Origin of the sequence: Halalkalibacillus sediminis (assembly GCF_002844535.1) — a bacterium.
GTDB lineage: Bacteria > Bacillota > Bacilli > Bacillales > Alkalibacillaceae > Halalkalibacillus_A > Halalkalibacillus_A sediminis.
The window spans coordinates 52,262-67,885 of record NZ_PJNH01000001.1; the positions used below are offsets into that span (position 1 = coordinate 52,262).

Sequence of the window (15,624 nt, forward strand, 5' to 3'; positions counted from 1 at the left end):
TTAAAGATAATTTCAAAATGACTATTTGAACCAAGGTCGCGTACGCTATAGCGTTGCGGCTTTTTTATATGGGAAATTTTAATGAAGCACATTTAGCGCTAAGGCTAGGTGTGCTTTTTTGTGTTTAACTTTGTTAATGGATTAAAGTATGTGAAAAACAAAGGCTTTCGCCATTAGGACTTGGCGATAAGCCAAGTTTTTCTCAAAAGGGGGTGAGAGTATGTTTACAATTTCGTTCGAGTTTCATAATCAGAAAAAAGGAGTGAAGAAAATGATTCATGTGCATTTTTCGTTATTCAGTAAGAACGATCGGATCGACGGCGGTTAGTAAGGATGAACAAAAGGAAATGAGGGATAAATTATGCTAAGTGTTTTTAGGAAATTATCGTGGTACTTCAAGGAGCAATGGATCAGATATACACTTGCTATCACTGCACTTATAATTGCGAATATTATTATTGTCATTCCTCCGATGATTGTTGGGGAAGTGATTGACCAGATTCAATATAACCGAATCACTACGGAATCATTTATCGAATTGGTGACATGGTTTGTTGTACTTATGATTTCGGCTTATGTTGTTTCAATTTATTGGGACTATACATTGTTTGGGCGGGCCATCTTATTAGAAAAAAAGATGCGCTCTCAGTTAATGAATCATTTTATGAAAATGACGCCGATTTTTTTCGGAAGATACCGGACGGGGGACTTACTTGCCCGCAGCACAAATGATCTCAAAGCAATCATGATGACAGCCGGATATGGAATCCTCACGCTAGTTGATTCGACCGTCTTCCTATTTTTAATTGTTGGGATTATGGCGATGACGATTAGCTGGCAATTGACGCTTGCTGCATTGATTCCACTTCCGATTATGGCACTCGCCATTCAGAAGTACGGGAAATCAATTCACGAGCGGTTCATGAAGGCCCAGTCGGCGTTTAGTGAACTTAATAACGATACACTTGAATCGATCCAAGGTGCTCGAGTGATTCGAGCGTTTGTTCAAGAGCGCCAAGACGAGAAGCGTTTTGCCGATAAAACAGAAGATGTGTTTTTAAAAAATATTGACGTTGCGAAAATGGATGCCCTTTTTGAACCAACTGTCAAATTACTAGTCGGTTTGAGTTACACGATCGGACTAGGATATGGTTCTTACCTTGTCATGCAAGGGATGCTGACGATCGGTCAGTTGGTGACATTTAACGTTTACCTCGGTATGTTGATCTGGCCGATGTTCTCGATCGGTGAACTAATTAATGTGATGCAGCGAGGAAACGCGTCTCTTGACCGGACAGACGAACTTCTATCCCACAAACCGGACGTGGATGAACCAGCTGATCCGAAGACCATCGAAAGACCTGACAGTATCGAGTTTCATCAGCTGACGTTCCGTTACCCGGGTGCAGATCGAAACGACCTAACCGATTTTCACGCAACGATTCAACAGGGTGAAACAGTCGGATTTGTTGGGAAGACCGGTGCAGGAAAAACAACGATTTTCCGTCAGCTCCTAAGGGAATACCCTCCGACTGAACAAGGGCACCTCACGATCAACGGTGTGCCGATTCAGGAGTTTCCATTAGCGAAAACTCGGGAGTGGATCGGATATGTGCCGCAAGATCATATTTTATTTTCTAAAACGGTAAGGGAAAATATTTTATTCGGAAACCCAAAAGCAATAGACGAAGATATTCACCATATACTAGAACTTGCTTCGCTGAAAGAAGATATTGAAAACCTGCCAGAAGGTCTGGATACGGTAGTAGGCGAAAGCGGGGTTACATTGTCAGGTGGGCAAAAACAGCGGGTATCTCTTGCTAGAGCTCTTATCCGCGATCCGGAAATTCTGATTCTTGATGATTCTTTATCTGCAGTCGACGGGAAAACAGAAGCGAAAATTATCGATCACTTGAAACGTGCTCGAGCGAACCAGACGACTTTGATTGCCGCACATAGGCTTTCAGCTGTGCAACATGCCCATCAAATCTTCGTACTTGAAGATGGAAAAGTCGTCGAGCATGGTACTCATGATGAATTAATGAAACAACATGGCTGGTACAGCATTCAATTTGCGATCCAGCAAATGGAAGGGGGCGAGTAATCATGCAAAAACCTTCGACGGAAAAACGTCTCTTTCGATATGCTTTAGGAATGAAGAAAACGATTATTATTGGTTTACTGTGCGTACTCGTCGCAGCAGGTCTTGAGCTTACTGGTCCTTTCATCGCAAAGAAAGTCATCGATGATCATATCGTCGGTGTCGCTAATCATTACGTCGAAACTGATGACGGTGGAATAGACTTCCGCGGTGAACAATATGTTCGTGCGAATCGCATAAACAATGAATCTGACGAAAAGGTTACATTGTTTCAAGATGGTCTATCTTTCTATTTTCTAGAAGAAGAAGTGAGTTTGAATGCCCAGCTAGTAGAAACAACGAATGGCGAGTATCGATTCGATCTTCAGGGAGAATCAATCACTGCTTCCGGGTTCGAACTTACGACTTCAGAAGTATTTATGTTCTTCCAGCCGGAAATTCAGCCGATCATGTGGTGGCTGGCGCTCTATATCGGGTTGATTATCTTATCGACCGTATTTCTTTACTACAAAACGTATTTACTTCAATTTGCTTCGAATAGAATTATTCAGCGGATGCGTAAAGACGTGTTTGGCAACGTCCAACGTGTTCCGGTCTCTTATTTCGTCAATCAACCGGCTGGAAAAGTTCTTGCCAGGGTGACCAACGATACAGAAGCAATTCGCGAGTTGTATGTCAAAGTGTTAGAAGTCTTTGCATCAGGTGCGATTTACATGCTCGGGATCTTCATTGCACTTATGATTCTAGATTTCAAGCTTGGTTTGATATGTTTAGTCTTAATCCCAATCATGCTCATTTGGATGAAAGTGTACAAAAAGGTAGGCGGTAAATACAACAAAGTCATCCGAGAAACGAACAGCACGATTAACGGGAACATCAATGAATCCGTACAGGGCATGTCGATTATCCAAGCTTATAACCAGACAGGTCCACGCATGAACGAATTCGAAGAGTTAAACCAGAAACATTATGATTACCAAATCAAAATGAACACATTTACGGCCGCTACAGCGTTTAATCTTGTTGATCTGTTTCGAAACGTAGCATTCGTAATTTTTATTATGTATTTCGGCGGGGCTGCGCTTGACGGTACCTCAATCATCACAGCAGGTGTACTTTATGCGTTTGTTGACTATCTGACTCGCTTGTATGAGCCGGTGGAACAAATCATCAGTCAGCTCCCGCAATTAGAACAATCCCGTGTTGCTGGAAGTCGAGTATTTGAATTACTTGATGTCGAGGGCGAAGACGTCGACGATCGATTTAAATCACGAGAAATTGATGGCTCTGTCGCTTTTCAAAATGTTTCGTTCGCTTATGAAAAAGACGATTATGTGCTTAGACATGTCGACTTTGATATCCGACCCGGCGAAACTGCCGCATTCGTAGGTCACACGGGTTCAGGAAAAAGTACTATAATGAATTTGCTGTTTCGTTTTTATGACCCAACACACGGTCAAATCACCATTGATGGGGATGATATCGGTAACTACTCCAGACAGGAAATTCGTAGCCATATCGGTATCGTATTACAGGACCCATTCATTTTTTCAGGGACGATCATCTCGAATATAACGATGAATGATCCAAATATTTCGAGAGAAGATGCGATCCAGGCGCTTAAGGCTGTTGGAGCGGATCAATTTATTGAAGCGTTACCTGAACAATACGATCAACCAGTTAAAGAAAAAGGAAGCGAATTTTCAACAGGACAGAGACAACTATTGTCATTCGCCCGTGCCCTTGCATTCAATCCGTCAATTCTCGTGCTCGATGAAGCTACAGCTAATATCGACACAGAAACTGAAGGAATGATTCAAAAAGCGTTACAAGTGTTGAAGAAAGGAAGAACAACCCTTGTCATCGCACACAGACTATCTACAATTCAGCAAGCAGACCAAATTTTTGTACTGAAACATGGTAAAATAATAGAAAGAGGAAATCACGAAAGCCTCTTGCAAGCAAATGGCGAATATTTTAAGATGTACGAAATGCAACTAGGGAAAAAAGAGCGCTTGAATGCTTGATGATATTTTACTTGTAGATGGGTGAGTCGTATGACAGACGAAAAAAAACCAGAAACTACTGACGAAAAAGATTTATATGAAAATTTAACAGAAGAAGAAATGTATGAATTGATCCAAGAAGAGAAGGAAAAAAAACCTCTTCAGAAGGAAGATGATAAGCCAAAACGCCCGTTTCCAAAATGGGTATTTTGGCTTATCGCTTTATTCATGGTTATTAATATTGGTGCTGCTCTTCCAAGTATTTTTTCATTACCAGCCTTGGAATTCCTTAAGACGTCTGCACAGTTACTAAATGATGACGATATAAAAGAATATAAAGAGTCGATTGTGGTTGTTGATACAGGTAGCGGCAGAGGGACAGGTTTTTCCATTTCACCAGAAGGCTATATCATAACCAATTATCACGTTGTTGATGAATATGAACGGCTGTGGCTATATTTTCCAGAACACGGTCCGTTAGATGCAGAGATTATCGCTACATATCCGGAATATGACCTAGCTGTACTTGATGCGGAAGGTGAGAATTATCCATATTTAGAGTTGGCTGACCAAGCCTCTTTTGAGACGAACGAATCTTTTTATTTCATAGGGAATCCTCTACGATTTAGTGGTATAGCAAATAAAGGCAATATCATAGACTACACGAGTTCCAGTTTGGAATCTGATGCTCTGATGCTGGATGCACCTATATATAAAGGTAATAGTGGGAGTCCGGTTATTAATGAAAATGGTGAAGTAATCGGTGTCATCTATGCTACTAGACAGGATGATGAGCACGGAAAAGTAGGACTAGCTGTACCAATCGAACGCTTTCACGAAAAATTTAACCAAGATTTAAACTTAGAAGAAGAGTGACACCCATAAAGAATCTCTTCTCTACGAATACTATTATAAGTTGGGGGTGATGAGGGGTGTATACGCGTCGAAAGAAAAAGGAAGACGTATCCCTCGAAGAGCAAGTGCTTGCGGTCCAAGCAGGGGACGAAGAGACCCGTCATCATCTGCTGTCGAATTATCAGCCATTTATCGCAACGTGTGTATCTAAAGTATGCAAACGTTATATCGACCCCAAAATGGACGACGAGTTTAGTGTGGGAATGATGGCATTCAACGATGCGATCGATTCTTACTCTGAAGATAAAGGCAGTACTTTCCTTTCATTTGCTCGTTTAGTGATTACTCGAAAAGTCATTGACTATATTCGATTCGAGAGTCAGGACGTACAAATATTATCACTAGATGAATCAACAGGCGAACAAGATGATGATACAAATGCTCAATGGAAAATGACAGATGCCGCAAAACAAGCTTTTCAATCCGATGAAGAGTCGTGGTATCGTCAAATGGAAATCGAGGAGTATTCAAAAAAATTGAAAGAATTCAAAGTGTCGTTCTCAGAACTATCGAGAATCTCACCTAAACACCAAGACGCGAGAGAAACTGCGAAAAACATAGCTAGAATTGTTTATGAGAACCAAGAGATCAGAGATTACGTGCTATCAAAAAAACGACTTCCAATCAAACAACTAGAAACATACGTAGATGTCAGTAAAAAAACAATTGAGCGTAACAGGAAATTTATTTTGGCTATATTTGTTTTGTATTGTGAAGATTATACTTATTTAAAAGAATATGTGAAGGGGGTGAGCGGATGAGAAGAGGAGTCATTGTAGAACAGAAGAAAAGGTACGCAGTTGTGATGACGTCTGAAGGATCTTTTTATAAAACTAAATTGACTGAACCTCATGTGATTGGTCAAGAAATCACTTTCCAACCAATAGAAGAACGATCTTTTTCTTTAGGTTCAATACTTGAATGGTTTAAATTCAAACCTCAATGGAAAGCAGCAACTGCACTTTTATTATGCATATTATTAATTATACCTTTATACCCTTGGATGGATGATGATGAGGTTCATGCTTATGTCAATATTGATATTAACCCGAGTATGAAAATTGAAGTCAACAATGATTATGAGGTTATTTCCATTGATGGTTTGAATGAAGATGGTGATGAAGTAATCGATTCATTGAATAGTTGGGAAAATAAATCATTACAAGACGTTTCTTCTGAAATATTGATGACTAGCAAAAATATGGGTTTCTTAACTGAAGATCATAACGTATTGTTAGGCATCAGTTTCGCCGACCGATTAAAAAGTGATGATTCAATTCTCAACAGTGTATCTCAGTCGCTCCAAGATGAAAATAGTTCCTTGAATATTGCTTCATTTGAAGTTCCATCTGATATCCGCGAAGAGGCTGATGTTGATAATACTTCAATGAATCTACTGTATGCATCGAAGTTGATGGAATCACGAGATGAAAATCTTTTTGATGAAAATAAGAACACAGAAAATACAACAGATAACTCTAACAGTAATGAAGATTCTGCAAACAACGAATCTTCAGATGAGGTTCCTCAAGAAAAAGAAAATAGAACAAATGAAACCCATGAGGAGCGCACATTCCGAATTATCGAGCAATATCTAAAGCGTACAAATAAAGATGAATTGCCACCAGGATTGAAAAAGAAATTCGAAGAAATAAATCAAGAAGAACCACCTGATGATTTGGGTGAAGTTGAAGACGAATACAACGATGACGGAAACCAAAATAAAGACCAGGGAAATAAAAACAACGAAAATAAGAACAAAGGTAATAAAGACAACAGCAATAGCAATAAAGGAAATTCGTCAAAGTCTGAAAAGGCAAAAGACAAATCTAATAATAAGAACCATCCATCTAACAACAAAGATAACTCAGAAAAAAAATCTAAAACAAATTCTACAAATAACAAACATAAAGCGGATGATCATCCAAGTCAAAAGAATATAACGGATGATCATCCCAGTAATCGAAATGAAAAATCGGACGACCATCCTTCAAATAGAGGGAATGGGAATGACAACGGAAAGTCCAACCGTGATTCCGAAGAGCAAGGTTTTACTCCTCCAGGACAAAAGAAAAAGCAAGACCGTGAATAATTAAAAGAGCACTTATTTGAACGCCATTGCTAGGCATTCGAATAGGTGCTTTTCTAATTTTTAACTTAACGAATATAATATTTAATAGTATAATATTTGGGTAAGTGAAGCTTTAACAGGAGGAAGAATTAATGATAGATAAAGGGAAAGAACGCCCGAAAGGTAGCCGAAGAAAGAAAGTTGTTATTATCGTTGCTATTGCATCAATTGCAATCATTGGTGTTGGGGCTTATGCATATAATCAAATATTTTTGAATCATCCACTGATTCAATATGCGGAAGCTGAAAGGAAAACAGTTGAGAAAATTAGTGGATTTACTGAGAAATACCATCAGGAGGATCAAGAAATTAGCGATCGATTAAATCAAGAGAGGTCTCTTACACAATCATCCATCACAGCGGATTATTCTTTATCTAAGTCAACAGATGAACCGCTCAACCCGATGTTTTCTATTATCCAAGGATTTTTATCTTCAACTGAAATCAAACTAGATACATATATGAATCCTGATACATTGGAAAGTACATACGACATGGAATTGTTAGTCCAAAGCAGTAGTTTACTAGAAGGTACCATGTTTCAATCTCGGGACGTGACAGCAGTCCAATCAGATATGCTTTTTGACCGAGCTATTGGCATCAATAATAACCACCTGGGAGATTTTTTGCAGGATACGGGTGAACAAGTAACGATTGAAGAGATGCCGAATTTTGTTGAACTACAGCAACAATCGGTTTCAAACGCTGAAGCGAATGATCTGACTGAAGAGTATTTAGGATTTATCGGTAAAGAAATGAGTCAACAAGACGTAAATATAGAAGAGGATGTAGAGTACGAAGGGAAATCTTATGGTCTTTTTACTCTAGAAATGAAAGAAGAAGAGGTTAAAGAATTACTTGATGATCTATTAGGGAAGATGAAGAATGATGATCGCATCAATGCCCAGTTGAATCAGCCATTCATTGAAAATGATGAGAATCCTCTTGAAACATTGCAAGAAGAAATCAATCAATTGAGTTTTCCGGAAGGTTTTACTTATCGTGCTTATTACAATAATGAGCATGTCGCTCACCGGGAACTAATCGGCCTGGTTGAAGGAGAGGAAGATTCAGTAGAAATTTCAATGACTGTTGATACTTTTTTTAACGATAAGGATCAATATGATTTAGAAGCCGAAATAAGTCTTAATACTTTAGAAGATGATATGTATTTTGTTATAAATTATGATTCGATGGGTTCACCTGAGGCACATCATTATCATATTGATCGAAGAATCTCTGTTGGTTTTGAGGACTCAGTAGAATCAGGTGCATTGCAAATTGATTGGAATACAACTTACCAAGATGAAATGTTTGAAACAGATTTTCTGATTCTTGCTGACACATCAGACCCTATGATGCCACAAATTGAAGGAACATTGGTTAAAGAATTTTCACTAGAAGCTAATGAGGCGGCGCAAAACTATCGTTTAAATGCTGGCTTCCAACGGACATCGGAGTTAGAACAAGGAGAAGCGAATCGTTCAGAATTTGGTGTGCGACTAGATCAAACAATACTATTCGGAGATGAACAGGAATATCCCACATTCAATGAGGAAGATGTATTGAAAATCGATGAATTGAGTCAAGAAGAGTTAGACAATTTGTGGAAGACTATAGAACAAAATGCTGATGATTATTATGATCAATTACTTGGGAATTTCCTTCCGTTTTAAGGGTTATAAGATAAGAATGTATAAAATTTGATGTATTAATGAAAGGGGTAGGTCAGATGATTTTTCATTTACTCTTAAACGAATGGAAAAGAGTGATGAAAAGACCTACTCTTTTTTTATTTGTATTTTTGTTCCCAGTCGCTGGCGTTTTAATTACTGCAGGTTTCATTTATACCGTAGCTAATGAAGAACTCGGTGAAGTGGAATTATTAGTGATCGATGAGGATGATACACTAGAAACCCGTGCACTGATCAGCCAATTGGAAAATGATGAAACGTTGACTGGACAGGTTCGTTTTATAAAAACTGAAGAAGAGCTATCATCTGTCATGGATACCAGTTCTTCATATGCTGCGATTGTGAGAATTCCTAGTGGTTTTACAGATCAATTACGCAGCGGAGTGAATGAAGAAATCGATGTCTTCTTGAATGAATCAACTCCTTTTTCTTCACAGTTAGCCCAGACATTGTTGTCTAGTGGTGAAAATTATATTTCAGCTGCACAAGCAGGTGTAAATACAGTAAATAGATATTACATTCAGGAAATGGATTCATCTGAGCGATCCCAAGCCATACAACAAATGACCATATTTTTTACCATGTTTGCGTTAGATCGCAATCAGTTTTTTAACGTGGAACAACAATTCACATATATGAGCTGGAAACAGCAATTATTCATAAGCATAGGTTCACTTGTCTTGTTCTTAACCTATATATTTTTCGCATTTATTTATCGCCTTAAGCATGAAAATATCATGAACCAACGTTTTACTTTGTTAGGTGTTACTAGAGACAAACAATTTATCTACCGTACATTATTTCATATCACATTTTTACTTATCTTTGTGAGTAGCATTTTATTCCTGATTCCATCGAGCTTTTTACCATTTGTAGCTTTTGATTGGAAGGTTCTCATGCAGTGGGTCATGCTAGCCATAATGATTGGCACTCTATATTTAGTAAGTCATTCTTTATTGGAAAATATTGGGCTTTCTTACGTGTTTTTCTTGGCATCCTCCGTCATTTTATTACTTTTCAGCGGAGCAATTGTTCCTCCAGTTTATTTTCCTGATTCCATTGGGCCGGTGGACTTATCTGGTTTGCAAATGTTTTACCATTCCTTTCATTCTGTCTTTAAGGCTGAGGAAGCACCTTGGCTTTTATGGATTTCCACTATTGCAATAAGTTCTTTATTGCTATTGACTACCTTTCTTTTTGAGAAAAGAAAGGGGTTGATCCAATGATTATTTTAAAAGCAATGATGCGTAATAAATGGTTTCCAGTGATGGTAGTTTTGATTCCAATTATAATAATTGGGATATTGTTCCCGCTTGTTCAATCAACTTCTAACCAGATAACAGTGCCTATTGCCATTGTAGATGAGAGTGATCAGTCAATCACTCAGGAGATTGTTCAGGAACTGGAGTCAGATGGGCCATATTCTGTTGATGTATTGACTAATATGCCAGATGAAGCTTTTTATCAACGGGAGTATGAAGCGGTGTTTGTATTTCCTCATAATATGCTTGGGAAAATTAAAAGGGGTCAGCACGAACAAATCGTTACGTGGTACCGCCATAGTGAGACGGGTGTTGATGCTCTTCTTAAGGAAAAATTAGCTGGAGAATTAATGAAGTTGGCTACTAGGGCCGAAGCTGCTTCTATTGTGCTTAATAGATCAGAGAGTGATCTAAATAGCGAAGAAGTATTTCAATATGGGCTTCGGTATTTAGAACCCGAGTTGATTTTTCAAATGAACTTCGAATCTTTTGAAGGTGGGAAAGAAAATCAAGAAGTTGAGGATGATCATTCATATTCTCTGGTTCATTTGAGTGCTTGGATTTATATATGGATCCTCGTCGGATATTTCGGAAGTCACATGTTGCACTGGCAGCGTGAGAAAATCATTCAGCGTTTTCAAATTAGTTATTCTGGTAGAAATAGCATTCGTGCATTATGGTTTTATATGGTCAGTTCAATATCAATTATCCTTTATTTTTTTAGCTTATTTCTAAGTGATATCTCAGGTATATTTGATTTATCGATCGGCAGAGATATTAAATATATTTTTGCTCTCCCAATCTTGTCAGTATGCCTTTATCTATTTAGTTTAAACGTCTCTAAGAACAAGCAGTCATTGTTCGCTTTTGCCGTTGGTTATGGAGCCGCATCGACTGTAATGGTGTTGTTGATTCAACTGAACATCTTGGATTTTGCGTGGTGGATGCTATTCTTCATACCTGTATGGTTATTAATCTAAGGGGGATCAGCAAATGATTGAACTCAATGGAATCAGCTATCGACAAAGGAATAATATCATTTTGAATGCTGTATCATCATCGATTCATAATGGAGATTGTATAGCGATTTTTGGACCGAATGGTGCCGGTAAATCAACTCTTATTCAAATCTTGGCTGGATTATTAAAAAGCTCGTCCGGGGAAATTAAATATGACTTTGAACGGAGCAATCAGGTTATTGGTTATGTTCCACAGAAAAATGCTTTATTTGAAAATTTGACAGTTAAAGATCACCTCAACTTCTTTTCTAAAATGGTTAAAGACAGCGACCCAAACTTTGTTGACGGGATGTATGATGCCCTGGATTTAAAAAGTCTCTTCAATCAGAAAGTATCAAAACTGAGTGGAGGACAAATGAAAAAGTTGAATTTAGCAGTAGGTATGATTCAGAAACCAGATATCGTATTTTTGGATGAAGCCTTTGTGGGAGTGGACTTAGCGGCTAAGTATGATATGTTGGATTGGCTAAAAAAAATGAACACCGAAGGAATGACGATTGTTTTTATCACTCATGATTGGGATACGATTAAATTTCTATCACGTAAAATGTGGGTTGTTGACGAAGGGAAATTAACCGCTGAGCTTTCCCCTGAACAATTTAAAAGTATGCCTACCCAAATAACTGAAGGATCAAGAGCTCTTCAGAAGATGTTCAAAATGCAGGGTTCTGGTTAGTGTAAATACCATTGTTTACCTGCAAAAAATAAGCATATTCTTTTCTCCTAATTTTCATACTAACAAGTACATGGAATAGAAAGGAGATTGGAATATGCGTTTATTTATGTTTGCAATAGTGATAACTTTCGGTATGACACTCGTTGCTTGTCAGGGCGATGAAATGGGTATCAACCCAGAGAATGGAACAGATGATTATCAACAGACTAGATATGGTGATCAAAATATGGGTGATCAAAACATGGGTGACCCAAGAGATGATGGTGGTCGTTTAGGTATCAATCGAATGCAAAACGATGAAAACAACAATGATCTCGGTGGAAACAACAATGGTCGCTACGAAATGGCAGATCGAGTAGCAGATCGAATTAACAATGATGTTGAAGAAGTAGATAATTCATATGTGATGACTGGCGAGAACAACGCCTATGTAGCTGTAAATTTACGGGACAATGATAGTGATGAGGTCAATGATCAAATTAAGGACAAGATCTCAAATATTGTGAAACGTACAGATTCTGATATAGAAAATGTGTATGTTTCTGCCAACCCTGACTTCTTAGGAATGGTTGATGATTACGCAGGAAGAGTCCAAAATGGTGATCCTGTAGAAGGATTCTTTGATGAATTTAATGATATGTTCGACAGAATTTTTCCAGATAGAGACGGGACGGAGTAGTATACTCCGTCTTTTTTTTAATAAAATTGAAGGATAAACATTAAAGGGGGATGCACATTGACGCAATCTTCAATTTCATTGTCCTCATTGCTGAAAGCAGCTGGAGATTTAGGAGTTTCAAATATAGATCTATTTGATGTTCAATATTTATCCAATAAAGAGATGAATATTCTACAGAAGGAAAGATCGAGCCGTAGAATTTTCCATAATGAATCTTTTTTCTCAAATGACTATAATGCTGAACAGTTTGAGTGGGATGCTAACAAAAGTACGGTCTATTTAAACGAGAACAATTCACCTTTGTTAAATACTTTTGTGCTTGCTCATTCCATCGCCCATCAAGATTTTTTTCAGCAAAACAAATGGTTTCAAGCACGTAAAATTGAACTATTTCGCCAACGTTTTTTACTCAAAGGCTTCATAAAAAGAACTATCGCAGACTATGGAAAGGATCAAGTTAAGGAAACTTTATATCATCTACAAACACTTTCTACATATCAGTATACTGCTCTGCATGAAGATTTTTTTCGTGAACTAAAGGATCCACGTCTATCTGGTTTCGTTCCTCGAATGACTTCAGATAGTATTACTCCTTATCTCATTCATCACAGTACTCGAATGAAACCATGGCAAAAGGAATTGGCAAAGCTATTGCGATTTGAAGAAGAATACTATTTCTTAATAAAGTTATCCCGTATAGCCAATGAAGGATGGGCTACATTTTGGCAACGTAAAATACTACTAAATACGTCTTTAACAACTCATGAAAAACTTCAATTTCAAGAATTCGAATCAAGAATGATGGAATTACCCTGTAGGGAACTAAATGTATATTCTTTAGGTAAGAAATTATGGGAGCAAGTACCCCAAAAACAATTGTTTTCTTATAGGAAAGTAACTTCAGACTTTAAACTTTTGACTGAGCATTATAACCGGATGGTGCATGAAACTGAAAAAATATCAATCGTAAGTCCCGGTTCTAGCCATCAATTAATGTATATTAAAGACTATGATTCGGTAAAAAAACTCTTGATCGATATTCACTTATTCAATCTAAAGCCGATAATATTGTTAGATAAGGAATTGACTTATAAAACAGGTCACATAACGATGCGATGGATGCAAGGTCATCAAACAATCAAGGAAGTAAAAAAAGTGAGGTCATCTATAGAGTTTTTTTATAATGGAAAAGTCTATATGAAACCATTTGAGTGTGCTAACATTAGTTCTAAAGACTCAGATAGAATAGAACCATCAGGATAATATAGGGGGGATTCTAGTGGCGTGGTCGTTCAAGAAAAAACGCTCTAAGAAAGTTGAAAAAGACATAACTAAAAAAGGCAGTAAAAAGAAGAGGGCATTTTTAAGTAATGTCACTTTAGGTAAAAAATATGGAATAATCCTTATTACTACGATTTTATTGTTTTTACTTGCTTCAGGTGCTGTCTACTTTTTTATCAATCAAGCGAATAGCGCTGTTGATGAACAAGACAGGAGAAGCGAGCGAGCTGTCGCGATCGAGGAAATGAGATCGTTATTCCGGGGGAAGGACGTCAGAATCAGTGATTATGTGAACTTCAAAACGCCTCAATACATAACTGAGTATGAAGAAATGAATAGTCGTTTCATATCTTTAGGAAATGAAATCCAAGTAGGATTATCGGGCCAGCAAAAAGAGCTGATGAGTCAAATATTAACTAAAAATGAAGAAGTAACGACAGTCTTTAACGAAGAAATCATTCCTAATGTGCAGGAGAGAAATAACAGTGAAGTGATGGGCGGACGGACAAAAGTAAGTATGTTGCGCTCAGAGACCACTGAATTATTAGCACAATTGAGAGATGGCGTGATGACCTCATACGGAGAAGCTTATGATACGACGAAAGCGTCGTTTGTTCTTATTGTTTCAGTGCTTCTAGCAGGTGCCGTAATTGCTTCTATTGTTGCCTTCTTATTATTATGGGTCGTAAATAGAAAGGTACGTCATAACCTGCGTGAAGTAGTGCATGTAGCAGATGAAATTTCTAAAGGTCAGTTAAATGTACCGTCTTTGGGTTATCATGGAAAAGATGAAATTGGGCAGTTAGCTCTTTCAGTCAATACAATGAAAGATAATCTAACATCCATTATTTATGAAGTGCAACAAGCTTCTGATCATGTGTCTAGCCAGAGTGAAGAGTTAACCCAATCATCAAATGAAGTTCAAGAAGGTAGCGAACAAATCGCATCGACTATGGAAGAGTTATCTTCCGGATCAGAAAACCAAGCTCAAAGCGCGGCTAAGCTTTCAGAAATGATGGAACAATTGATGACGAAAGTGGAGCGTTCGTATGAGAACGGGCAGAACGTATCAAATGCTTCTGATGAGGTACTTAATTTGGCAGAAGATGGCCGGGCTCAAATGGTGGAGTCGGTAGGACAAATGAGAAACATCCATCAGATTGTAGAAGAAGCGGTCCAGAAAGTGAAGTCGCTAGATCGTCAATCCACCGAAATCTCAAAACTGGTAACCGTTATCCAAGACGTAGCTGAACAAACAAATTTACTAGCATTAAATGCTGCAATTGAAGCGGCGCGTGCTGGTGAACACGGTAAAGGCTTTGCAGTTGTGGCAGATGAAGTACGGAAATTGGCAGAAAAAGTTTCTGACTCTGTGGGAGAAATCACTTCTATTGTCAGTGAAATTCAATCTGAATCTAAAGGAGTAACTCAGTCATTAGAATCAGGTTATAGTGAGGTTGAACAAGGGTCTAAACAGATTGAAAATACTCAACAAACATTCGAGAAAATTAATGACTCGATCAATCAAGTGGTTGGTAAGATTCAAGAGATTTCTGCTCATTTGAAAGAAGTTTCGGATGACAGTATAGATATGAATCGATCGGTGGAAGAAATTGCTGCTGTTTCTGAGCAGTCGGCTGCAGGTGTCGAGCAAACTGCAGCATCTGTTGAGCAAGCGAATAGCTCAATGGATGAGATTTCAAGAGCTGCTGAAGATTTGGCTAAGCTGGCAGAAGGTTTGAATGTTCAAGTACGTAAATTTAATTTATAATTAGAGTTAGAAAAGAAAAGGTTGGAATCTATTCAGATTCAGCCTTTTTTCTATGGTTCAATCAATTATAAACAAAATTTTATTTGGAG

At 38.0% G+C, this 15,624-nt stretch carries 12 protein-coding genes; all 12 read left to right on the plus strand.

What is annotated here, in order from left to right; all coding sequences use genetic code 11:
- The first annotated feature begins 361 nt into the window (after window positions 1-361).
- The 12 genes from CEY16_RS00310 (at window position 362) to CEY16_RS00365 (ending at window position 15,535) form a co-directional block, all read left to right on the plus strand.
- On the plus strand, window positions 362-2,104 hold the full coding sequence (locus tag CEY16_RS00310) for an ABC transporter ATP-binding protein (protein ID WP_101329908.1): 1,743 nt from the start codon (window positions 362-364) through the stop codon (window positions 2,102-2,104).
- A gap of 2 nt (window positions 2,105-2,106) precedes the next feature.
- Window positions 2,107-4,128 carry an ABC transporter ATP-binding protein gene (locus CEY16_RS00315; protein ID WP_101329909.1) on the plus strand — a complete coding sequence of 674 codons (2,022 nt, stop codon included), beginning with the start codon at window positions 2,107-2,109 and terminating at the stop codon, window positions 4,126-4,128.
- A 30-nt stretch (window positions 4,129-4,158) separates the two neighbouring features.
- On the plus strand, window positions 4,159-4,983 hold the full coding sequence (locus CEY16_RS00320) for a S1C family serine protease (protein ID WP_101329910.1): 825 nt from the start codon (window positions 4,159-4,161) through the stop codon (window positions 4,981-4,983).
- 56 nt (window positions 4,984-5,039) lie between these two features.
- The gene (sigI, locus tag CEY16_RS00325; protein WP_101329911.1) at window positions 5,040-5,783 is read left to right on the plus strand and encodes an RNA polymerase sigma-I factor; all 744 of its coding nucleotides are present in this window, start codon (window positions 5,040-5,042) and stop codon (window positions 5,781-5,783) included.
- Window positions 5,780-7,114, plus strand: coding sequence for an anti-sigma factor domain-containing protein (locus CEY16_RS00330; RefSeq protein WP_101329912.1), 1,335 nt, complete (start codon window positions 5,780-5,782; stop codon window positions 7,112-7,114). Before sigI ends, CEY16_RS00330 begins: the two co-directional genes overlap by 4 nt.
- Window positions 7,115-7,245: 131 nt before the next feature.
- A complete protein-coding gene (locus CEY16_RS00335) occupies window positions 7,246-8,829 on the plus strand; it encodes a DUF6583 family protein (protein ID WP_101329913.1) in 1,584 nt (527 codons plus the stop codon).
- Window positions 8,830-8,885: 56 nt separating this feature from the next.
- Entirely contained in the window at window positions 8,886-10,073 is a 1,188-nt protein-coding gene (locus CEY16_RS00340; protein ID WP_162297811.1) for an ABC transporter permease, read from the plus strand.
- A complete protein-coding gene (locus tag CEY16_RS00345; RefSeq protein WP_101329915.1) occupies window positions 10,070-11,089 on the plus strand; it encodes an ABC transporter permease in 1,020 nt (339 codons plus the stop codon). Before CEY16_RS00340 ends, CEY16_RS00345 begins: the two co-directional genes overlap by 4 nt.
- Before the next feature lie 13 nt (window positions 11,090-11,102).
- Complete coding sequence (locus CEY16_RS00350) at window positions 11,103-11,804, plus strand: ABC transporter ATP-binding protein (RefSeq protein WP_101329916.1); 702 nt, start codon at window positions 11,103-11,105, stop codon at window positions 11,802-11,804.
- Window positions 11,805-11,898: 94 nt separating this feature from the next.
- Window positions 11,899-12,483, plus strand: a complete 585-nt coding sequence (locus tag CEY16_RS00355) for a YhcN/YlaJ family sporulation lipoprotein (RefSeq protein WP_101329917.1) — start codon at window positions 11,899-11,901, stop codon at window positions 12,481-12,483.
- A gap of 57 nt (window positions 12,484-12,540) precedes the next feature.
- Window positions 12,541-13,746: a SpoVR family protein gene (locus tag CEY16_RS00360; RefSeq protein ID WP_101329918.1), complete on the plus strand. Its 1,206-nt coding sequence runs from the start codon at window positions 12,541-12,543 to the stop codon at window positions 13,744-13,746.
- A gap of 16 nt (window positions 13,747-13,762) precedes the next feature.
- A complete protein-coding gene (locus CEY16_RS00365; RefSeq protein WP_101329919.1) occupies window positions 13,763-15,535 on the plus strand; it encodes a methyl-accepting chemotaxis protein in 1,773 nt (590 codons plus the stop codon).
- Window positions 15,536-15,624: the final 89 nt, after the last annotated feature.

Coding starts and splice junctions, on each gene's coding strand:
- CEY16_RS00345 (WP_101329915.1), top strand. CDS start 10,070: ATGATTATTTTAAAAGCAATGATGCGTAATAAATGGTTTCCAGTGATG.
- CEY16_RS00315 (WP_101329909.1), top strand. CDS start 2,107: ATGCAAAAACCTTCGACGGAAAAACGTCTCTTTCGATATGCTTTAGGA.
- CEY16_RS00320 (WP_101329910.1), top strand. CDS start 4,159: ATGACAGACGAAAAAAAACCAGAAACTACTGACGAAAAAGATTTATAT.
- CEY16_RS00310 (WP_101329908.1), top strand. CDS start 362: ATGCTAAGTGTTTTTAGGAAATTATCGTGGTACTTCAAGGAGCAATGG.
- CEY16_RS00330 (WP_101329912.1), top strand. CDS start 5,780: ATGAGAAGAGGAGTCATTGTAGAACAGAAGAAAAGGTACGCAGTTGTG.
- CEY16_RS00340 (WP_162297811.1), top strand. CDS start 8,886: ATGATTTTTCATTTACTCTTAAACGAATGGAAAAGAGTGATGAAAAGA.
- CEY16_RS00335 (WP_101329913.1), top strand. CDS start 7,246: ATGATAGATAAAGGGAAAGAACGCCCGAAAGGTAGCCGAAGAAAGAAA.
- CEY16_RS00355 (WP_101329917.1), top strand. CDS start 11,899: ATGCGTTTATTTATGTTTGCAATAGTGATAACTTTCGGTATGACACTC.
- CEY16_RS00350 (WP_101329916.1), top strand. CDS start 11,103: ATGATTGAACTCAATGGAATCAGCTATCGACAAAGGAATAATATCATT.